Below are 21858 nucleotides of genomic sequence, written 5' to 3' on the forward strand. Positions count from 1 at the left end.
CGTTAACTTAAGACTGATAGCCAACTTATCAACTGTAGTTAAACGCGAAAAGCCCAGCATGATGAAATCAGCTGGGCTTTATTGATCTGAATTCACGGTTATCGCTACCACCAATTTCCGTTTCTAACGTGGTATCAATCAGTTCCAAATCAAACCAGAAGAGCGAGCACTAGAGCAATTATTCGGTGCCGAATATGTTGATTACAAACAAAAGGTTAGGCGTTGGGTCTGATTAATTTTGTGGCGGTGATGAGTTAGCCAACCACTAATATCCGTTACGTTTTCAAGGTAAGCCATATTTTGATGTGCTTACCGTTTATATTTATTTTTTATCAAATAACCTGCCCGTCATTATTAAAACAAATGAAAGGTTAGGTAATGAAAGTTATCCAGACAAAATGGCTGCCATTAAGTATTTATGCGGTTGGGCTATCTTCAATGCCGGTATTGGCAGATATCTCCCCTCAAATTATCAATGGTAACGAAGCGACAAAAGGTAGTTGGCCATTCATGGTCGCGCTTGTTTCAAAAAATATGGACGCCTACGAAGGGCAGTTCTGCGGTGCAAGTTTCATTGGTGAGCGATATGTACTCACAGCAGCGCACTGTATCGAAGCAAGCAGCAACCAAGATTTTGAGGTTGTCATTGGTGTCTCTGATCTTTCTTCGCCCGACGTAGATCAGCACCGCTACTCTGTTGAGCAAATTTATGCTCATGAAAGTTATACTCAAGAGCCTACGAGTAATGACATCGCCATTATTGAGCTTAGCGACAAACCTGCGGAACCTACCGTCAGTCTTGTCGATGGTTATGTCCGTGATAACTTGAATGCAGGTCAGATGTTAACCGTCATAGGTTGGGGTGACCAGAATTCATCGCAAGAGCAATACTCATCCACGAGTCAGTTGCATCAAGTGAATGTTCCGTTAGTTAGTCAGAGCGATTGCAACCTTGGTCAAGGAGATGGATATGCAGATATTGGCGCTGATGCTTTTTGTGCCGGTTACAAAGAAGGCGGCCGCGATTCATGCAGCGGGGATAGCGGTGGCCCAATCATGTTGTCCACCAATGGTCACTTCGAACAGCTAGGTCTTGTGAGTTGGGGAGAAGGTTGCGCTCAGCCACAGGCATACGGTGTTTATACCAACATTAGTCACTTTGCCGAGTGGATTGGTAAGAAGACGGCAGGCTTTAGTTACCGAACTAAAGCGATGCTAGGCGCTCGACCTTTGGGGCCGATTGAACACAAGTTTGAATTTACGAACAAATCTGATCAAGAGATTAACGTAACCAACGTATCTTTGGCTGCCGGTACAAACGATCCTATAACCTACAATGGTAGTGCGATTATAAAGAGCAATAGTTGTGCGACCTTATCACCGAATGAAGGGTGTGATGTGGTTGTAAGCTACAACATAGACTCAGTGGGTAACCATGATTTTGGTATCAAGGTGTCAACCGACTCACTAGCGGGTGTAGTGATATCAAAGGCATATGCTATTGGCGCAAATAAGGTTTCTGATACGGTGAATGCACTCGTCACGATACCTAAGAATGCTGTCTACAGCACAGAAGCTTGGGATGTAGAAGGGAATACGATAGCTTCACCGGATATTGGAAATAGCCAGTCCACTGCATTCATTGTGGACGGTATCCCCTCTGGTACCGTGTCTTTGGATCTCACCGTATTTTCTGAAGAAAAGCATGACTATATGGAGATCTACATTAACGGCTTTGAGGTCGGCGCGTTTGCGGGGCAATTATCAGGGACTGTTGAACTGCCAATGGCTAGAGCTAAAGACAATAGCTTCATGATTGCGTACAGCAAAGATGAGGTGGGTTCTGCAGGGCATGACAGAGTGACCATTAAGAACTTTGCTTATAGTAATGAGATTAAAGAGTTAAGTTTGGTGGAAGATCCAACTATCAAAAAGACAGGCGGTTCAATGGGTTGGTATTGGCTGGCAATGCTGTTAGGTGGCACTATGATACGTAAGTCGCTTTCGTCATCAAAGAGGGAAGGGACTCAGTAAATACCTGTGATTTAAATTAATATCTATTGTGTAGAATGAAAAAAGCCCAGCTTGAGGATATCAAGCTGGGCTTTTTGATTCGGTATTAGCTTACTTAAGCGGCTGCTGCGAACTGAGCTAGAAACATCTCTTTGCGCTCGTTGAAGCGGTTTACTAGGTCGTCTACAGAAGCTTGGTCGTATGGCTTAAGGCCACTTGCTACCATGCGCTTCACGCCTTTACCGACTACTTCGCCATCTTCTTTGAAATCGAAGTTCAGAGTCACGATGCCGCGCTTGCCTTCAACGTCAAAAGTCGCACCAGAGAATTCAACTTCTGGGTGAGAAAGGTCTAGGCGAGAAAACTCAACTTCCATGCTTTCGTAAATCACAAGAGGACGCTGGCAGTTGATCATCATTTGTTGCTCTTCCATTAGAGGAACCATGATGTGAGGGAAGTTCATACCAGAGAACTTAACGTAGTTTGTTACTACGTGCTCGATGAATGCTTGATCGTGGCTCTTTTCACCTTCACAAGACATGTGTAGGTACTCTTTACCATTTGCATCGATAAGTGAGCTCTCTTTTTCACACTTGTTATCAACGCTTAACGCAATACCGTTACCAACCATACCTGAAAAATCAAAACGCATTTTTTGGCTGATACCTTCTTTTTGCAGAAGAACCGCAAATAAAAGATCGCCAGGAACACAGAAGCGCTTGTTGTCTTCATCGTGAATTGGGTTGAAATCGCCGGCTACTTTTTTAGCAAAGTGGCTTGCTTGTTCACGAGTGAATTGAAATTGATTGTCTTCAGTAGAAAAGTAAGGTTTCAGAAACATAGTATCGCTATTAGTCATCAAATCTGGGATGGATTATAGCTAACTAACTTCGATCTAATGGTCTATCCAGTTAACTTTGCTTATATATCAGTCAATTAGATAAATACGTTGGATGGTATGTGAGGATTTTACGGGGGATATGGTGACTGGCTCAATGCAACAAGGGCTAATCGATAGCCCTTGTTTATATGACGTGCTATTTGACGACTTAGAAGCTACACAAAATACCTTCAGGCATTAAGTGGTTGTGCACAGACAATTTGAGCAATAAGTTAGCTTGTTCGATATCTGGTGCGAAGTAGCGGTCTTTGTCGTAGAAGCTGACTTTTTCACGCAGGATCTGTTTCGCTTCTTCTACTCGAGGTGAAGATAGATTTGGAGCTCTAAAATCCAATCCTTGCGCTGCTGCTAAATACTCAACCGCCAAGATTCCACGAGTGTTCTCTGCCATGTCACGAAGACGACGACCTGCAAAGGTTGCCATAGACACATGATCTTCTTGGTTGGCGGACGTTGGCAAGCTGTCTACAGAAGCTGGATGAGCCAGTGTTTTGTTCTCACTAGCTAGTGCTGCTGAGGTAACCTGGGCAATCATAAAGCCAGAGTTAACGCCGCCATTGTCGACTAAGAACGGTGGAAGTTTACTTAACGCGCTATCAATCAGCAGTGCCATCCGACGTTCTGACAAACTACCGATTTCAGCGATAGCTAAGGCTAGGTTATCTGCAGCCATAGCAACGGGTTCTGCGTGGAAGTTACCACCCGAAATGATGTCACCATCGTCCGCAAAGACCAGTGGATTGTCCGATACGGAGTTCGCTTCAACCATCAGTATTTCTGCTGAGTTACGGATCTGCTGCAGACACGCGCCCATCACTTGAGGCTGACAACGCAGTGAGTAAGGGTCTTGAACTTTTTCACAACACGTGTGCGATTCACCAATTTCACTCTTCTGGTCGAGCAGATGTCGGTAAGCTAGCGCAGCGTCCATTTGCCCACGGTGACCACGAACGCGGTGAATACGAGGATCAAATGGGCGGCGGCTACCTAGCGCAGCTTCAACAGACATAGCACCACATACCGTCGCAGACGCGAATAAGTCCTCTGCTGCGAATAGTCCTTCTAAAGCGAATGCGGTGGATGCTTGCGTACCGTTGAGTAGTGCTAAACCTTCTTTAGGAGCGAGTGTGATTGGCTCTAGTCCCGCGATCTTCATCGCTTCTAAACCAGTAATGATCTTACCGTTGTGACGAGCTTGGCCTTCACCAAGTAGAACGGTACTCATGTGGGCGAGGGGAGCAAGGTCTCCTGATGCACCTACCGAGCCTTTTTGTGGCACACAAGGGTAGACCTGCGCGTTCACTAGATCGATAAGGGCATTGATCACTTTGAGTCGGATACCTGAGTAGCCACGAGACAAGCTGTTAATCTTGAGTACCATCATCAAGCGCACGGTTTCGTCAGACATGAACTTACCGATGCCTGCTGCGTGAGAAAGTACGATACTTTTCTGTAGAACTTCGAGATCTTCTGGGGCGATCTTGGTGTTCGCCAGTAAGCCAAAGCCCGTGTTGATGCCATAGACAGTGCGGTCTTCAGCGATCACTTGCTCTACAACCTGCATGCTTGCTTCAATATCTGGAATAGCTGCAGGGTCTAGCGACAAATTCACCGGGCTGCGGCTGATTTTACGCAGTTCAGATAGACCTAGATGCCCTGGTTTAAGTAATAAATTCAACATGTTCTCTCCAGACATTAAAGGCGACGAAGTTCTTCGTTCAGCATAGGTAAATCAAGTTTCTGTTCTTTCGCACACTGCTTAGCAATGTCGTAACCCGCATCCGCATGACGCATAACGCCTGTTGCTGGATCATTGTGAAGTACGCGAGCAATACGCTGTGATGCATCTTCACTGCCGTCACAACAAATCACCATACCTGAGTGTTGCGAGAAGCCCATGCCAACGCCGCCACCATGGTGTAAAGAAACCCAAGTTGCGCCGCCTGCAGTGTTTAGCAGTGCATTCAATAGAGGCCAATCTGATACCGCATCTGAACCATCCATCATGCCTTCTGTTTCACGGTTCGGGCTTGCAACCGAACCTGAATCTAGGTGGTCACGACCAATAACGACTGGCGCTTTCAGCTCGCCATTTTTCACCATTTCATTGAAGGCTTGACCTAAGCGTTCGCGATCTTTCAGGCCAACCCAACAGATACGTGCCGGTAGACCTTGGAACTGAATGCGTTCACGAGCCATATCTAGCCAGTTGTGCAGGTGTGGGTTATCTGGAATCAGCTCTTTTACTTTTTGGTCTGTTTTGTAGATGTCTTCTGGGTCACCAGACAGTGCAGCCCAACGGAATGGACCGATGCCTTCGCAGAACAGTGGACGGATATAAGCCGGAACGAAACCTGGGAAATCAAACGCGTTTTCTACGCCTTCTTCCAGTGCCATTTGTCGAATGTTGTTGCCGTAGTCCACGGTTGCAGCGCCTCGATATTGCAGGTCTAGCATCGCTTGAACTTGAATCGCCATTGACTGCTTAGCTGCTTTAACGACTTTCGCTTCATCAATGGTGCGCTCTTGTGCTGCTTTCTCCATCGTCCAACCTTGAGGCAAGTAGCCATTCAGAGGATCGTGGGCAGAGGTTTGGTCTGTCACGACATCTGGCGTGATGTTGCGCTCTACTAACTCAGGGAACACATCCGCAGCGTTACCTAGCAGGCCAACAGAAATAGGAGTGTCAGACTCTTTAATGATAGCCATCGCTTCATCTAAGCTGGTGGCTTTCTTGTCGACATAGCCAGTACGTAGGCGGTAATCGATTCGTGATTCATCGCATTCAACCGCAATCATTGAGAAGCCAGCCATGGTCGCTGCAAGAGGTTGAGCACCACCCATGCCGCCAAGGCCACCAGTGAGTACCCATTTGCCTTTCGCTTCGCCTTGGAAGTGTTTCTTCGCGATAGCGACAAAGGTTTCGTAAGTACCTTGAACAATGCCTTGTGAACCGATGTAGATCCAGCTACCTGCGGTCATTTGGCCGTACATCATCAAGCCTTCTTTATCGAGCTCATTGAAGTGTTCCCAGTTTGCCCAGTGTGGAACAAGGTTCGAGTTAGCGATTAATACGCGAGGTGCGTTTTTATGAGTCGGGAACACGCCTACAGGTTTACCCGATTGAACAAGCAGTGTTTGGTCGTCTTCTAAACGCTCTAATACTTCAACAATCTTGTCGTAACATTTCCAATCGCGTGCTGCACGGCCAATACCACCATACACAACCAGTGCATGCGGGTGCTCTGCCACATCAGGATCTAGGTTGTTCATCAGCATACGAAGTGGTGCTTCTGTTAACCAAGATTTTGCGCGCAAAGTGGTGCCATGAGGTGCGCGAATTTCGCGATTCGTGTCGAGACGAGGGTCACTGTTGTGGTGTTCCGTCATTTTGAAATTCCTTCTGTTTCACGTTATATCGTTGTAGTTGTATTTATCTATATAGCTGGCTTATTCACTGGCCATTGCGCTGGCAATATCCCAACACAAACGAGCCGCTAATCGAGCCGTTTGGCCATCCACGTCGTAGCCTGGGTTGTATTCCGCAATATCCGCGATAATGAGTTTCTCACTGTGTTTAAAAATCTGTTCTAGGAAAGGCGCGAGCGCTTCATAGCTAACGCCTCTTGCCGCTGGGGCACTGACACCCGGCGCGGTCGCCGCAGGAAATACATCGAGATCAATTGTGAGATAGAGGTAATCACAATCAGCGATGAATTTTTGTAACTTAACCAGTTGAGCAATTTGGTTTACTTGGGTGATATCGCGATCATGTTCGTACCACACACCAAGTTGGTCGGCTTTGTTGAACAGCGCTTTGGTATTGCTGGCGGCACTCACACCGAGACACGCGTATTGAAATGGCCACTGATATGCATTGCAGTATTCGCTAATCTGATTAAATGGTGTGCCTGAGCTTGGCTTGACGTCAGCGATGTCGCTTTCAAATTCACGAAGATCAAAGTGAGCATCAAAGTTAACGATACCTATCTTAGCTTTGTGCTCTGGTTGAGTTCTGTGAAGATGCTCAGCGAGGCCTTGGAAAGAAGCCCAAGCGACTTCGTGACCACCTCCAAGGGTAATCACTTTGTTGGTTGATAGCGCATTGGCAATCACAGTAGCGCACTGCTTTTGGCTGAGTTCTAATTGATCGTCGTTACATTCAATATCGCCAAGATCAGCAATGCGTGCATCATTGTGCCAAGCCATATTAGCTAACCCTTGGCGAATCAAATTAGGTGCTTGTTTTGCGCCAACACGCCCCTTATTTCTTGCCACTCCGGCATCGCTAGCAAAACCAACCAAGGCAACAGTGTTGCCATTAAGTCCGTTATTTAAATCAGTACTTTGTACTTGCGTGGTAATGTGATGAACACGAGTACCGAGCTCACCATCTTCAAGATCATTGCGTCCCGTCCATACAAAGTTGTGAGTAGTGGATACTGTGTTAATGCTGTTGGATTTAGATTGAGTCATGACATACCTCGCCATTAACAATGCGTTTATGCAGATGAGGTACGCCAACTTGATAGCTTAAGTCGGCAGGATGATCGATATTCCAAATAGCCAAATCAGCAGCGTAACCCACTTCAATTTTGCCTCTGTTTTGCGACTCGCCAATGGCAGCGGCAGCATGGCAAGTTACCCCGCGTAATGCTTCTTCTGGGGTTGTGCCAAACAGGGTGCAGCTCATGTTCATCATTAGTGTTAAGTCAGCAAAAGGAGAAGTGCCGGGGTTTAAGTCGGTCGCGATTGCCATTGGGATGTTGTGCTCACGAAGTAGGGAAATTGGTGGCTGTTGAGTCTCTTTCAAGAAGTAGAAAGCGCCCGGCAATAAGGTGGCGACTGTTCCTGATTTCGCCAGTGCTTTTACTCCGGTTTCATCTAGGTACTCAACATGATCGACAGACAGAGCACCGTATTTCGCGGCAAGCGCACTGCCGCCCATGTTAGAAAGCTGCTCTGTGTGGCCTTTGATCGCTAGCCCATGTTCTTTAGCAGCCGCAAATACACGATCGGTTTGTTCTAGGTTGAAGCCGATCGACTCACAGAATACGTCGACTGCATCGGCTAAACCTTGCTGTGCAGCCTTGGGGATTATCTCTTGGCATACCAGATCAATGTAACGATCGGGTTGTTCTTTATATTCTGGTGGTACAGCGTGTGCTGCGAGTAGTGTGGTGGTGACCTTAATACGACGGTGGTTTTCTAAGGCTTTAGCAGCGCGTAACATCTTAAGTTCGTCATCAAGCGTTAAGCCATAGCCAGACTTTACTTCAACGCTGGTGACACCACTTCTTAGCAGACCGTCTAATCTAGGCAGCGCCATCTCAACCAGTTCGGCTTCTTGTGCGGCTCGTGTCGCCGTTACCGTCGCTAAAATACCACCGCCTTGCTTTGCGATGTCGGTGTAGGAGACACCATTTAAGCGTTGTTCAAATTCATTGGCACGATTACCTGCAAACACTAGATGTGTGTGGCAATCAATCAACCCTGGGGTAACGAGCTTGTTTTTACAGTCGTAGATGATGTGATCAACAGAGCGGCTAGTACTCGCGGTATCACAATGAAGTGACTCATCGCTTGAGTGTGACAGGCATACGATCTTACCGTTTTCGATAACGATATCTTGCGGGGAAGAAGGTTGGTAACCGTCGACTCCCGAGCTCATCGAAACCACTCGCGCATTTTTGAGGATCAAATTCATAATCACCTAGATCTTTGCTAAACAATAAATGTATATACAAATAAATAGGCTAAATACTGACCCGAATCAAGTTGATGTTGCAAAAATGTGATCGGCGATCAGGATGATATTCTTTAATCTAAAACTATCTTAGAGCTTAATTTGTACTTAGAGCCTGGGTGGTAGAGTAATGCAAAGCTGATAAGGCGCTCCTTGCTCCATGTTCTTCTATTGAGAAGTAAGCAAGGTTCTGATTCCATTAGTTTTAATGCCTGACGGATGTTGGAGTCTGGAATGATGGCTTCGACCGTGTGTTCAATCGCACTCAACGGGCAACTTTTGGAAAGGTATTCATTCGGTGTTGAGGTTGAAAAGTCTTGCTCTAAGTATTGGGGAGCTGCTTGCGAGTTTACCCAGCGAGCTTCTAGTTGTATCGGTGTGTTATCGGCGAAATGGATGATTTCACTATAGAAGACTTCCGCATTGATCATCACACCTAACCGTGTAGCGGTGCTTTCATCAGCCTTGATGCTATCGTGCTTGATCACTTGGCTTGTGTACGTTTGGCCACGGTCTTTGATCTCTTGCGCGATGTTGTTGATATCAAGTAGGGGAGATTGTGCTTTTTCTTCTGGCTCACAAACAAATGTGCCTAGCCTTGGTTTTCGAATGAGCTTGCCTTCAGACACAAGATCTCGAATGGCTTTATTCACCGTCATTCTACTCACGTTGAACTGCTCTGTGAGTTCGAGTTCGGTGGTGATTTGATAGCCAACCGGCCAATGACCATTGCTGATCTTATCGTCTATGAACTGTTTTATTTGCAGGTAGAGCGGCGCTTTCGACATAATGAAACCTTATTTGACTATACAAATAGAGTAACGGATTTTTTCACGATTTCAACATTTCCTCAGAGGATGTGAGCTTGTTCAACATAGATAGCGCAAATGTCTTGATTCTGTGGGGCAAGTGTCGCAAATTGTCACGCAACAACTATTCGTAAATCAGATGATTAGAAAGGGAAAGAATATGTTTAAGAAATTAAAGGCCTCGCTAGGCATAGGTGCAGCTAAGGTCGATACCGTCTTAGATAATATTGACGTTTTCCAAGGTGGCGAGTTGTCTGGCAACGTTCACATCATTGGTGGTGATGTTGAGCAACAAATCGACATGATTAACTTGGTGCTCAACACAGAAGTGAAAGTGGAAACAGAAGATAGCACCAGCTACGAAACCTTTTCACTTGGCCGTATTCAAGCTGTAGAGCCGTTTGTGATTCAACCCGGCGAGACTAAGTTGGTGCCATTCCGTCTTAAGCTTAATGATGAAACGCCAGTGACTGCGTTGAACGCAAAAATGAATCAGTGCCATGTTTGGGTAGAAACCAACCTAGATATCGGCTTCGCGATTGATCCTAAAGACCGTGATTTCATCTCTGTTCACCCATTGCCAACAGTCGCGAAAATCATTCAAGGTGTTGAAGCTTCGGGTATGGCAATGGTGAAAGCCGACGTAGAGAAGGGCTACTTGAAAGGGAACACCTTCGCTTCACGTTCGGGTTGTTACCAAGAGATTGAATTTCGCAGCGGCGGCTTCATGAATAACAAAGAAATCGAGCTGTCATTCATCGTAGATGGTTCTATGGTGCACTGCTTAGCCGAAATTGACCGCTCACTAAGCTTCCGTGGTGACCAATACATCTCATTTACTCTGCCTGCTAACGCGGCCGACTCGGATATCTGCAACGCAGTTTCAAGAATCATGAGTGCGTAGCTGTCTCTCTGTTAGTCGTCGCTCTGTCTATTAATAGAGGTAATACGATTTCAAAGCCGAACTTAACTGTTCGGCTTTTTTGATTCCATCACCTTCAATTGAATTAGGTTCACCACTGATGCCGGTAAGCCAATTGAAAGGCGACATCGGTGGAGTTGTCCATGTTAAACACATTCTCGATGATGGAGACCTCGACTGCCGAGCGTGGCATCACATAGCGATAGCCAAACATCATTTCATTGGCTGCTTGCGAAAGTTCGGTGTCACCGTAATCAGCGCCTTCGTACCAACGATACTCTATATGCAATTCGTGGTTTTCAATGAGTGTTAGCTGATAGCCTCCCAACCAAGACCATGTAACCTTTTTATGTGTAAAGCCGTTATCTGAATCTCGATTAGACTGGTTCGCAAATCCCAAGCTCGAATAGAAGGTATTGATATCGAGTTGGTATGCATAGTTGAGTTGAGCGCTTTGTTCTGTGCTGCTTCCTTTAAACGCTCCGTGACTGACGTTGTTGTGGTAAAGCGAGACACCAACAGATAGTCCATGGTTCTCTTTCTCTATTATTTGATATTGGGTGTAGAGAGTGAAAGCGCTGGTCAGTGTGTCGCCAGAAAAGTCTCGGATGCTGATATCGTGCTCTGGAGCATAGATGTCGAATTGATGTCTGGCTTTTCGATCTCGTCCGGCTTGGTCGATGCTGAACAGTTCATGGAAGTTGATGGTGATTTTGTCGAGGTGGTTGTTGGCGGCGAAAAGCCAGCGGTAATTCAGTTCTACTTGCCAGTCAGAGGTTAATTGCCATCGTAGCCCTGTTTGAAGTTGGTTTTGATAATAATCTAAATGATAGTCGCGGGAGTTGGCCCAGATACTGGCGGCTGTTAAAGAGGTAAACAGCTCGAGCTTGTCCTCTTCGAGTGGGAAACCGGAGCGAAGCATCGGAGTGAGTCGAACGGATTGCAGTGGCGCTTGGGTATAACTGATTAAGGGCCCGTAATCCTTATTGGCCCAAGCGCTCGGTACGCAGGCCGCTGTGAGCATTATGAAGGGCAGGGGTGATGTAAGCGATAGAAAAGTCCCTCGTTTTCCCATACATACCTCATCCTTATTTCGGCACACCTATATAGCTTAGTTCGAAATGACTAAACCGAAATAGCCAAGTTGATTTGGCTCGTTGTGAAAAGGCGCTTCACATTGTGGAGGCTTAAAAGAAGCGATTCGAGACTACGTAAGCCGGGTGATAAAGGGGACAGAAGTGTCGGGAGCTCCCCTCCGTCATTGTTATTTCATATTATTTCGTTACAATGCTCTGATACCCACGAGCGAGGCATCTGTATTTGCTTCTCCGTGGGTATATTTATTATGCATATATCCCCAATCAGCGTACTAGTTGATTGAAAGACATATATTAAACATTTTCATGTGTTGCTTGGTGTGCAACACCACTGTAAAGGACAAATAATGCCAATTATTACTCTTCCTGACGGTAGTCAGCGTCAATTTGACAACCCTGTATCAACTCTAGATGTTGCCCTATCAATCGGTCCTGGTCTTGCGAAAGCAACCATTGCTGGTCGTGTAGACGGCGAGCGTGTTGATGCTTGTGATCTTATCGAAAACGATGCAAGCCTAGAAATCATCACAGCTAAAGATGAAGTTGATGGCCTTGAGATCGTTCGTCACTCTTGTGCTCACCTATTAGGCCACGCGGTTAAGCAGCTTTTCCCAGAAGCGAAAATGGCGATCGGTCCTACCATCGATAACGGTTTCTACTACGATATCGACCTTGAGCACTCTCTAACGCAAGAAGATCTAGAAAAGATCGAAAAGCGCATGAAAGAGCTAGCGAAGACCAAGTACCAGGTTGTTAAGAAGAAAGTTAGCTGGCAGGAAGCGCGTGATGCTTTCGAAGCTCGCGGCGAAACATACAAAATGGAAATCCTAGACGAGAACGTTTCTAAAGACGACCGTCCAGGCCTATACCACCATGAAGAATACATCGATATGTGTCGTGGTCCACACGTACCGCATATGGGTTTCTGTCAGCACTTCACACTACTAAACGTAGCGGGTGCTTACTGGCGTGGTAACAGTGACAACAAGATGCTTCAACGTATCTACGGTACTGCATTCCATGATAAAAAAGCGCTTAAAGCTCACCTAGTTCGTCTAGAAGAAGCGGCTAAGCGTGACCACCGTAAGATTGGTAAAGCATTGGACCTATTCCACATGCAGCAAGAAGCACCAGGCATGGTGTTCTGGCACCACAACGGTTGGACTATTTTCCGTGAACTAGAAGTGTTCGTACGTCAAAAACTGACTGAGTACGATTACCAAGAAGTAAAAGGCCCACTAATGATGGACCGTGTACTTTGGGAACGTTCTGGTCACTGGGACAAATACGCAGAAGCGATGTTCACAACGTCTTCAGAGAACCGTGAATACGCTATCAAGCCAATGAACTGCCCGGGTCACGTACAGATCTTCAACCAAGGTCTTAAATCATACCGTGATCTACCGCTACGTATGGCTGAGTTCGGCTCATGTCACCGTAACGAGCCGTCTGGCGCACTTCACGGCATCATGCGTGTTCGTGGCTTTACTCAAGATGACGCTCACGTATTCTGTACTGAAGACCAAGTTCAACAAGAAGTTAAAGCTTGTATTGAAATGGTTTACGACACTTACACAACTTTCGGTTTCGAAAATATCGTTGTTAAGCTGTCTACTCGTCCAGAGCAACGTGTAGGTTCTGACGAAATGTGGGACCGTGCTGAGGCTGACCTTAAGCTAGCACTAGAGTCAATGGAGATTGCATACGAGATTCAAGAAGGCGAAGGTGCGTTCTACGGACCTAAGATTGAATTTACTTTGCATGATTGTTTGGACCGTGCATGGCAATGTGGTACAGTGCAGCTCGATTTTGCATTACCAGAGCGTTTAGGTGCAACTTACGTAGGTGAAGATAACGAGCGTCACACGCCAGTTATGATCCACCGCGCGATTTTAGGTTCACTTGAGCGTTTCATCGGTATTCTTATTGAAGAATACGCTGGCTTCTTCCCAACGTGGTTGGCGCCAGAACAAGCAGTTGTAATGGGCATTACAGACAAACAGTCTGAATATGTACAAGAAATTACGAAAAAACTGCAAAAAAGTGGATTTAGAGTCAAAGCAGACTTGAGAAATGAGAAGATTGGCTTTAAAATTCGCGAACATACTTTGAAACGTGTACCGTTCATGCTTGTGTGTGGTGACCAAGAAATGGAAGCCGGCGAAATTGCAGTACGTACACGTAAAGGTAAAGACCTTGGCAAGTTTAAAGTGGATGACTTTATTTCATACATCCAAGCTGAGGTTTCAAGCCGTAAGCTCAATCTGGAGGAATAGCTATTAAAGGCGGAAGACGTGGCCAACAACCGGCCAAACAAAACCAGCACCGTTTAAACGGTGACATTCGTGGCGTTCGTGAAGTGCGTCTAACTGGCGCAGACGGCGAAGCTGTTGGTGTAGTATCAATCGCAGAAGCGATGGAAGCTGCAAATGAAGCTGGTATGGATCTAGTAGAGATCAGCCCTAACGCCGAGCCGCCAGTTTGTCGTGTGATGGACTACGGTAAGTTCCTCTTCGAGAAGAGCAAAGCTGCGAAAGAGCAGAAGAAAAAGCAAAAGCAGGTTCAGATTAAGGAAGTTAAATTCCGCCCTGGAACTGATATTGGAGACTATCAGGTAAAACTACGCAACCTGACTGGTTTCCTTGAAGACGGCAACAAAGTGAAGGTAACAATTCGCTTCCGTGGCCGCGAAATGGCTCACCAAGACATCGGTGTTGACGTTCTTAATCGTTTGAAAGCGGATACTGAAGAATTTGCAGTAGTCGAATCTTTCCCAACGAGAATTGAAGGTCGCCAGATGATCATGGTATTGGCCCCTAAAAAGAAGTAATTAACGGCTTTGCAAGTAATTGAACCCTGCAGCCTCTGGTTGCGGGGTTTTATTCGCCCTAATTACTATGTTATTAACAACTCAACAATGCGGAGTTATTCATCATGCCTAAGATGAAAACCAACAAAGGTGCTGCTAAGCGTTTCCAGAAAACTGCTGGTGGTATTAAGTTTAAGCACGCTGGTAAACGTCACATCCTGACTAAGCGTACTACTAAGAACAAGCGTCAGCTACGTCCGAACTCGATCCTTCCTAAGTGTGAAGTTGCTCAAGTTCTACGTATGATGCCATACGCTTAATTCTTTTTAGTTTATAAATTCGTTTAGTTTAGGAGAAGCATAATGCCTCGCGTAAAACGTGGTGTACAAGCTCGTGCACGTCATAAGAAAGTTCTAAAACAAGCTAAAGGTTACTACGGTGCACGTTCACGTGTTTACCGCGTAGCTTTCCAAGCAGTTACCAAAGCTGGTCAATACGCTTACCGTGACCGTCGTAACAAGAAACGTCAATTCCGTCAACTTTGGATTGCACGTATCAACGCGGCATCTCGTCAAAATGGTCTATCTTACAGCCGTTTCATCAACGGTCTTAAGAAAGCATCTATCGAGATCGATCGTAAGATTCTTGCTGACATCGCAGTATTCGACAAAGCAGCATTCGCTGTTCTAGTTGAAAAAGCGAAAGCATCTCTATAATTTAGAGTTAGCTTTAAGGTTTAAGAAAAGGAGAACTTCGGTTCTCCTTTTTTATTGCCTGTAATTTATCTTTGCCATATTCTCTCGCATCTCGCATCTCGCATCTCGCATCTCGCATCTCGCATCTCGCATCTCGCATCTCGCATCTCGCATCTCGCATCTCGCATCTAATTTTTATTCGCTTGAACAGGCATTCTGGTATATAAACATCTACCTAACCTTTAAATGTTAAGCGACTGAACAAATGACCGCACCAACCACTATGACGTTCTTCGAACGTTTTGAAGCTGACATCCTTTCTGGCAAAAAGACCATCACCATTCGCGATGAATCAGAGCGTGATTACCAACCGGGTAGCGTTGTTGAAGTATCAACGTTAGAAGAAGGGCGCGTATTCTGTAATCTCAAGATCATCAGCGTAGAACCGATTTTGTTTGATGAGCTGGGTGAGTTTCATGCACAACAAGAGAACATGACGCTGCAAGTGTTGAAAGATGTGATTCAAGATATCTACCCAGGTATCTCTCAGCTTTACGTCGTTTCTTACGAGCTGGTTTAATCGCTAGCAACGAACCTGTAGTGCTTTTCTTGGATAGATAGGAAGGATTAATGACTGAGTTATCGAGTGACACTAAACAGCAAATCTTACTTCAGCTTTATTGTCGCGAGCAAATGGATCAGCCGTTAATTCCTCGTGCCGATCTCGATATATCTCTGTATGACAGCGAAGGTTTTTTGGCTTGGCGCGAAACTAAGCGCAATTTTGTTATCCGTGATATTGAAAGTCGTGTTTGGGTAAAAAGCTGTCCGGCTGGCTACATTACTGAAGTACATTTTAAAGCGGATGGAACTCTAACCGAGTACCGTTTGTTTGACCGCTTCAAGACGGTAGGGCGGTGGCAGTTAAAAGACGGCTTACTGCACGCTGAGATTATTAAAGGCGATAACCAATATGAATTTGCGGCCGTGGCTAGGGCTGACTTAAATATCCACTCTGCGGTGGAATATAAGAACGGCGAGCTTCATTCGTATCTGAAGTTGGTGCAAGCTGAGCGTTAACTCTTTTCGCCGAGCTTGATTAAGCGAGCGAGCCTGAAAAAAGCAAAAAGCCAACATCACTGTTGGCTTTGTTGTTTGTGCGAAGCTAACCGAGCGGTAGCACTCTATCAACTCGCTTTATCTGCTGCGTTTACGCTTCAAAGTTTGTTAGGTGTGAGTGCAGTTCACTTTCAACATCTTGCTTGGCACAAACCGTTAGTAGGTCATCAATAAAGTACTTGAGAGCGCGAGCCTCGATGCGTCGAATGCCTTGTTGCTGCTCTTCAGTTAGGTAACCGTAGATGGTCGCCGCTCCGAAATCACCAAAGATCATTTGGCCTTTCTCATTGACTAGGGTGTTGTGCGCGTACAAATCACCGTGACAAACCTTGTTGTCATGCAGGTGATTAAATACATCGATCATCTGAGTCACGATGTTGTCTATTTGCGAGATCGAAAGCTGGAAACCTTCTGGGAAAGTATCACGCGTGCAAGTCTCGAGTGTTGGTGGTAGCCCTAGGTTGTAGTAGCTGCTTGGAATGAGTTCCATCACCAAAGCTAGGTAATCTTGTTCCTCTACTTGGGCGATAGACTTTACCAAATTGTTGTGGTGACCAGCTTGAAGGCACGCTTCCAGTTCATCGTGTGGGTAGCCGTCACTGGTGACTTCGCCTTTAAACACTTTAACCGCCACTTCCTGTGGGAAATCAAAGTCGCTGTTTAGCCAGCTTGCGTGAGAGATCACGCCAGATGCGCCTTGGCCAAGTACTTGATTCAGCGAGTAGCTTTGAGAGCTAACCGCAGGAACGCTATCTAAGCTGCTAGGGTGTTTGCAAAACGGGTTACCCGCAAACGCTAGCCAAGCCAGTTTTGGTAGCTTGATAAGGAACTCTGGGAATTCAGTCAGTTGGTTTGCAGACAAGCGGACCAGTTCGAGGTTGGATAGCTTTTCCATACTCTCAGGTAAAGTGCGAAGCTGGTTGCCTGCGAGTGCTAGCTTTTGCAGTCGTGGTCTTTCACCCAGTGAGTTCGGTAGAACTTCGATGACGTTGTCGGTCAGAATCAACCAGCGCAATTGAGGTGGCAGAGACGTTTCGCTTACGGTTTTGATTTGGTTAGTCTTGAAACCGATCATTTCAAGCTTAGGAAGTGACCCAAGAACGTCAGGAAGGTGCGTGAATAGGTTATTAGACGCAAAGATAATACGCAGGTGAGTAAGCTGTGATAACTCTTTAGGTAAGTCTGATAGCTGGTTTCCCGAAAGATCGAGAATCTCTAGTGAATCGGCGAGATCCAAGATTTCTAATGGAAATTCAGTGAGACCTTCTGATAGCTTTAAGCGCTTAATACCTTTAAGTTGCCCTGATTTTAATTGTTCTAGAGTATGCAAACCTTAGCCTTATGATTAGATGTTCGAGGCGCGTAGTGTACTTGTCTCAATCGAGAAAGGCGAGTATCCGCAACAATACTCGCCTATCTAAGCTTCGCGGTCGTTGATATCAAGGTTAAAGCTGAATACGCATATGGCTAACGCTGACCTCCTCAACAAAATCCAAGTCATGACTGACTAAGATAAAAGCCCCTTGGTATTCACGCAAAGCTGACGCCAATATCTGCTTTGAGTCGATATCTAAATGATTGTCTGGCTCATCAAGCAGCAGTAATGGGGAGTCTTGCTTATGGCTGACAATCAACATCGCTAGCTTCATTTTCTCTCCACCACTCAGGTGAGCGACTTTGCGGTAAACAGAATCACGCCTAAAGCCGATGCCTGCTAACAATGTCCGAGCTTCACTTTCTGTGAGCCCGTCACTATGTGTCATGAGGCTATCGAACATAGTGTTCTGGGTATCTAACAAACCAAAGTGTTGATCAAGGTATACCGTAGCTCCTAAGCGTTTGATAGTACCAGTATAGTGCGAGTGTTCGTTGTGAATCGCTTTTAACAGTGTCGATTTACCACAGCCGTTTGCGCCGCTTAGATAACAGCGTTCACCTTGTGACAGAGAAAAATTGATAGCAGTACCAGACCCATATTCAAGTCGGCAATCTTCAACAGTTAATAGCGCGTTCTTTTTCTTGCTATTACTCTGTTGTAGATACAAGGCCTGCGGTTTCAGTTGCTCTTTTTGTTCTTTAAGAGATTGAAGCTTATCTAGATTTTGCTCCTTTAAGTTACTTTGATTCGTGGCTGACGCTGCTTGTGTTCGTCCGGCTTTGTCTTTCATCGCATCCAGTAAGATCTTGGGCTGACTGCCGGATTTTCGCAGTCGGTTTCCTTGCGCCTCTCGCTGTTGTGCTTTTTCTTTGTTGGCTTGAGCTTGGCGCTCCAGTCGTCTCTTTTCTGATTGGTGATGAGCAATCTGTTTATCTAGTGCATCGGCCTGATTCGACATTTGTTTGAAGTAGTCATCGTAGTTTCCTTTATAGAAACGTAACCCCAAACTGTTGAGGTGGTAGATCCCTTCCATGTGTCTCAACAGGCTTCGGTCATGGCTAACCATTAGTATTTTGCCTTCAAACTGTTGGCACTGTTCTATCAACCAGCTGCGTCCGTCACTGTCTAAGTGATTTGACGGCTCATCGAGAATCAGTATGTTGTGGTCTGACGTAAACAGTTGATGAAGCTGTAAAAGGGCAAGTTGCCCACCGCTTAATGTGTTGCATGGCGTGGCCAACTCGCTGGTTATTTTCAGATTGGCTAACAGCCTCTGAGTGTTTTCTTGCAAATCCCAACCGTCACCAACGATGTCAAAATGTTGAAGCTCGCAGCTGCCTTGTTCGATAGCGTGCAAGGCATTGAGTTTCTTCGTGATACCTAAGAAATCAGCAATGCTGATCGTGCTATCCAAAAGTTCTGAGGGCAATTGTGAGTAGAAACCAATCGAGCCTTGTCTAGACAAACTCCCAGATGTCGGCTGTGTTTGCCCTGTGAGTAATGAAAGTAGCAACGACTTTCCGGCTCCGTTTCTTCCAACCAAGCCAGTCAGTCGCGAGTTCAAATTGAAGGTGATGTCTTTAAATAGCCACTCACCAGTATCGAGCTGAAATGAGAGATTATTGGCTAAGATAGTAGGCATAAAAATACCTCCCTTTACGTATAAACGAGTAAAAGGGGCGAGGCGCTTTTCTGTGCAAGCTCCAGCTGGATGCTAACAACAGATCGCCAAAGACGTTACTTAGATAGATGACCAATGAAAGAGAGAGAGTGGTATTGAGATGGTTTCTGTCTTTTAGGTCTGCTCTGGAAGATGCAGGCCGTTAATCGGCGGATCTTTAAGAGTTTAATATGTCGCGAAAATAGATGACGAAGTAACGCCCACTAACCCCGAGTGTCCAAATGATTTTTAAAAAATAAATCGGATGTCAGGATGTTAGTACTTCATTATGGCGTTATTCTCTTTTGAAATGATGGTGGAATGGTACTGAATGCGGGCTTAAAAAGTCAACAGGGTAAGGTGATTAAAACGTAGCCAAATAATAAAAGCGCCGATGAGACGCTTTTATTGATTCAATGAAATCTGACGCTACTTAATGGCAGGGTATTTAGCTTATAGCCCGCTGATAGTCTAGCTAACAGGACGGCTGCGCTTGACCACCAATGGCACGCCAGCACATATCAAAACTGTCGTTGATATACTTTTCTGACTGCTCTGTCTGCGGCTCTTGTTGATCAACAAGCCAGTTCGCACAGATCAAAAAGTGGCTATGGATGAAGTGTCTAACGAGATTAATGTCTAGCACCATCAATTCTTCGGCTTGCTGTCCTTTCAAAATGATGTCATCGAGTGACGCAAACATCTGCGAAACAATGACTTCACGAGTTTGAGTCGTTGGGTCAAAGTGCACATTGGTGAAGAATTTCATGGCGATTGGGTTTTCTAACGCCCACTCAATTCCGGTCATCCACATGAATTTAAAGGCTTGATAGCGATTTTGTTCAGCGATTTCTGTGTGTTGAGCCAGAGTAGAAAATAGCTCTACTTTAAGTTCACGAAACAGTTCATCAATCAGTAGAGATTTGTTCTCAAAGTGATGAAACAGTGTCGCTTTTGCTACACCAGCGGTCTTCGCTATTTGCCCTGTAGATGTGCCCTCTAACCCTTGTTGGGAAAAGAGTAGGAGCGCAGCATCTAGGATTTTTTGCCTTTTTGTAATCATCGATTCAGTACTTTGAACATCATTTTCTTGATTGGGTTGTTGTATGGAGGGTGCATCAACTTAGTGAAGTTGATCTTGCCTCGAGTCAACACGGTTTTTGCATGGCTAAAGGCCTTGAAGCCTTCAATGCCGTGGTAGTGTCCCATGCCTGAAGGGCCAATACCACCAAACGGCGCATCTTCCGCTGCCACATGCACCAAAGAGTCATTGATACAAACGCCGCCAGAGTGTGTATCCGATAGGAATCGGTCTTGGGTTTTCTTGTCGTGACTCATTAGATACAAGGCAAGTGGACGTTCTCTTGTTGTGATGTAGCTTATTGCCTCGTCAATCGAATCATAAGGCACGATAGGAAGCACAGGGCCAAACAACTCTTCTTGCATTGCCACCATGTCATCATTCACTTCGGTGAGAAGGTGCGGTGTCATTCTGTGGTTCACGTCGTCTTGTGCCTGCTCGGTAACGGTATGTATCACGGCACCTTTTGACTTCGCATCTTCAACTACCCCTTTTAATCGATTGTACTGGCGCATGTTAACCACTGAGGTCAAGTCTTTGCTCTCAATTCCTGCTTTATAGAGCTTTTTGAAGTAGCGCTTGTAAGCGGTGATAAATGCATCGACCTTCTCTCGTGGCAATAAGATGTAATCCGGTGCGACACAGATTTGACCTGCGTTTAAGCTCTTGGCAAACAGGATACGTTCAACCGCGTCTGCGACATCGAAATCTGGTGCGATGATGGTTGGAGACTTACCGCCAAGTTCTAGTGTCACTGGCGTTAGGTTAGCAGCTGCGGCTTTCATTACGTGCTTACCAACAGAGGTTGAGCCTGTGAAAAGGATATGGTCGAACGGCAGCTGGCTGAACTTAGCAGAAACGTCGGCTTCACCTTCGATGATCGCCACTTGTTTTTCACTGAAACCTTCGGCCAACATCGTTTTCAAAACACGGTTGGTTGCAGGAGTAAACTCAGACATCTTGAGCATTGCTGTGTTACCTGCTGCCAATGCTGTGATGAGAGGCCCCAAAGAGAGCATCACTGGGAAGTTCCAAGGCACGATGATGCCAACTACACCTACTGGCTGATAATGCACAGTAATCTTGGCTGGTGTTAGCATCAAGCCGGCTTTACGACGTGAAGGCTTCAACCACTTCTTAAGATTTTTATCACTGTAATTAATTTGGTGTAGGGAGGGGGTGATGTCAGCAATTAAGCTGTCGTGTTTTGCTCGATGGCCATAATCTTCTGATACCGCTTCAATTAACTGCTCTTGGTAGCGCATTAATAGTTTTTTCAAGACTGAGAGATCATTTCGTCTCTGCTCAAGCTTTGGATTAACGTTGTTACGGTAGTGATCTTGCTGTCGGTTGAATATTTGATCCATGTCGTTGGTGCTCGACGTGTTTGGTTCAAGGTCTAGATTATGGCTCATAGTATCCCCTAAATTCGAATGCTGACCGATTGGTTGGTCAGTTAAAATTACAAGAAGTTATGGTCGAATACAAGATATGGACGAAAAAAGTTTATTTTTTGTGCAATGAACTGGCAATTGAGCTAAGTGGGCCCAACAACGGAAAAGCGGGTATTCAGGAAGAAGTGACTGATTTGTGAGAAGTGAACGTGTGCCTTTGGTGTCGTTAAAGGC

19 protein-coding genes are annotated in these 21858 nt (G+C 45.7%); 8 read left to right on the forward strand and 11 right to left on the reverse strand.

Annotated elements, in window-relative coordinates; genetic code table 11:
* Nucleotides 1–378: 378 nt before the first annotated feature.
* Nucleotides 379–2034: a serine protease gene (locus L0991_04320; GenBank protein ID XGB63297.1), complete on the forward strand. Its 1656-nt coding sequence runs from the start codon at nucleotides 379–381 to the stop codon at nucleotides 2032–2034.
* 94 nt (nucleotides 2035–2128) lie between these two features.
* On the opposite strand, the gene L0991_04325 is transcribed toward L0991_04320, so the two are convergent.
* The 6 genes from L0991_04325 to hutC all read right to left on the reverse strand — a co-directional run bounded on the left by L0991_04325 (nucleotide 2129) and on the right by hutC (nucleotide 9448).
* Nucleotides 2129–2854: a DUF3581 domain-containing protein gene (locus L0991_04325; GenBank protein ID XGB63298.1), complete on the reverse strand. Its 726-nt coding sequence runs from the start codon at nucleotides 2852–2854 to the stop codon at nucleotides 2129–2131.
* A gap of 208 nt (nucleotides 2855–3062) precedes the next feature.
* Nucleotides 3063–4595, reverse strand: a complete 1533-nt coding sequence (hutH, locus tag L0991_04330) for a histidine ammonia-lyase (GenBank protein ID XGB63299.1) — start codon at nucleotides 4593–4595, stop codon at nucleotides 3063–3065.
* 14 nt (nucleotides 4596–4609) lie between these two features.
* Nucleotides 4610–6304, reverse strand: a complete 1695-nt coding sequence (locus tag L0991_04335) for a urocanate hydratase (protein ID XGB63300.1) — start codon at nucleotides 6302–6304, stop codon at nucleotides 4610–4612.
* 60 nt (nucleotides 6305–6364) lie between these two features.
* Nucleotides 6365–7390: a formimidoylglutamase gene (gene hutG / locus L0991_04340; GenBank protein XGB63301.1), complete on the reverse strand. Its 1026-nt coding sequence runs from the start codon at nucleotides 7388–7390 to the stop codon at nucleotides 6365–6367.
* Entirely contained in the window at nucleotides 7377–8621 is a 1245-nt protein-coding gene (gene hutI, locus L0991_04345; GenBank protein ID XGB63302.1) for an imidazolonepropionase, read from the reverse strand. Before hutI ends, hutG begins: the two co-directional genes overlap by 14 nt.
* Nucleotides 8622–8734: 113 nt before the next feature.
* Nucleotides 8735–9448, reverse strand: a complete 714-nt coding sequence (gene hutC, locus L0991_04350; GenBank protein ID XGB63303.1) for a histidine utilization repressor — start codon at nucleotides 9446–9448, stop codon at nucleotides 8735–8737.
* Between the two features lie 181 nt (nucleotides 9449–9629).
* On the opposite strand from hutC, the gene L0991_04355 reads away from it, so the two are divergent.
* Nucleotides 9630–10373, forward strand: coding sequence for a sporulation protein (locus L0991_04355; GenBank protein ID XGB63304.1), 744 nt, complete (start codon nucleotides 9630–9632; stop codon nucleotides 10371–10373).
* A 109-nt stretch (nucleotides 10374–10482) separates the two neighbouring features.
* Here the strand turns inward: L0991_04355 and L0991_04360 are convergent, their stop codons facing one another.
* The gene (locus L0991_04360) at nucleotides 10483–11415 is read right to left on the reverse strand and encodes a DUF3187 family protein (protein ID XGB63847.1); all 933 of its coding nucleotides are present in this window, start codon (nucleotides 11413–11415) and stop codon (nucleotides 10483–10485) included.
* Nucleotides 11416–11835: 420 nt separating this feature from the next.
* On the opposite strand from L0991_04360, the gene thrS reads away from it, so the two are divergent.
* The 6 genes from thrS (at nucleotide 11836) to L0991_04390 (ending at nucleotide 16072) form a co-directional block, all read left to right on the forward strand.
* Entirely contained in the window at nucleotides 11836–13764 is a 1929-nt protein-coding gene (gene thrS, locus L0991_04365; GenBank protein ID XGB63305.1) for a threonine--tRNA ligase, read from the forward strand.
* A gap of 2 nt (nucleotides 13765–13766) precedes the next feature.
* Nucleotides 13767–14318 (forward strand): translation initiation factor IF-3, encoded by a 552-nt coding sequence (infC, locus tag L0991_04370; protein ID XGB63848.1) that lies wholly within the window; start codon nucleotides 13767–13769, stop codon nucleotides 14316–14318.
* Between the two features lie 104 nt (nucleotides 14319–14422).
* The gene (gene rpmI, locus L0991_04375) at nucleotides 14423–14617 is read left to right on the forward strand and encodes a 50S ribosomal protein L35 (GenBank protein ID XGB63306.1); all 195 of its coding nucleotides are present in this window, start codon (nucleotides 14423–14425) and stop codon (nucleotides 14615–14617) included.
* A gap of 42 nt (nucleotides 14618–14659) precedes the next feature.
* Nucleotides 14660–15013: a 50S ribosomal protein L20 gene (rplT, locus tag L0991_04380; protein ID XGB63307.1), complete on the forward strand. Its 354-nt coding sequence runs from the start codon at nucleotides 14660–14662 to the stop codon at nucleotides 15011–15013.
* Between the two features lie 244 nt (nucleotides 15014–15257).
* Nucleotides 15258–15572: a N(4)-acetylcytidine aminohydrolase gene (gene yqfB, locus L0991_04385; protein XGB63308.1), complete on the forward strand. Its 315-nt coding sequence runs from the start codon at nucleotides 15258–15260 to the stop codon at nucleotides 15570–15572.
* A 50-nt stretch (nucleotides 15573–15622) separates the two neighbouring features.
* On the forward strand, nucleotides 15623–16072 hold the full coding sequence (locus tag L0991_04390) for a hypothetical protein (protein XGB63309.1): 450 nt from the start codon (nucleotides 15623–15625) through the stop codon (nucleotides 16070–16072).
* Nucleotides 16073–16202: 130 nt separating this feature from the next.
* Here the strand turns inward: L0991_04390 and L0991_04395 are convergent, their stop codons facing one another.
* The 4 genes from L0991_04395 to L0991_04410 form a co-directional block, all read right to left on the reverse strand.
* Nucleotides 16203–17441 (reverse strand): leucine-rich repeat-containing serine/threonine-protein kinase, encoded by a 1239-nt coding sequence (locus L0991_04395; protein XGB63310.1) that lies wholly within the window; start codon nucleotides 17439–17441, stop codon nucleotides 16203–16205.
* A gap of 115 nt (nucleotides 17442–17556) precedes the next feature.
* On the reverse strand, nucleotides 17557–19131 hold the full coding sequence (locus L0991_04400; GenBank protein ID XGB63311.1) for an ATP-binding cassette domain-containing protein: 1575 nt from the start codon (nucleotides 19129–19131) through the stop codon (nucleotides 17557–17559).
* Nucleotides 19132–19624: 493 nt separating this feature from the next.
* A complete protein-coding gene (locus tag L0991_04405) occupies nucleotides 19625–20212 on the reverse strand; it encodes a TetR/AcrR family transcriptional regulator (GenBank protein XGB63312.1) in 588 nt (195 codons plus the stop codon).
* Nucleotides 20209–21645 (reverse strand): coniferyl aldehyde dehydrogenase, encoded by a 1437-nt coding sequence (locus L0991_04410; GenBank protein XGB63313.1) that lies wholly within the window; start codon nucleotides 21643–21645, stop codon nucleotides 20209–20211. Before L0991_04410 ends, L0991_04405 begins: the two co-directional genes overlap by 4 nt.
* Nucleotides 21646–21858: the final 213 nt, after the last annotated feature.

The sequence above is a fragment of the Vibrio chagasii genome (assembly GCA_041879415.1).
GTDB lineage: Bacteria > Pseudomonadota > Gammaproteobacteria > Enterobacterales > Vibrionaceae > Vibrio.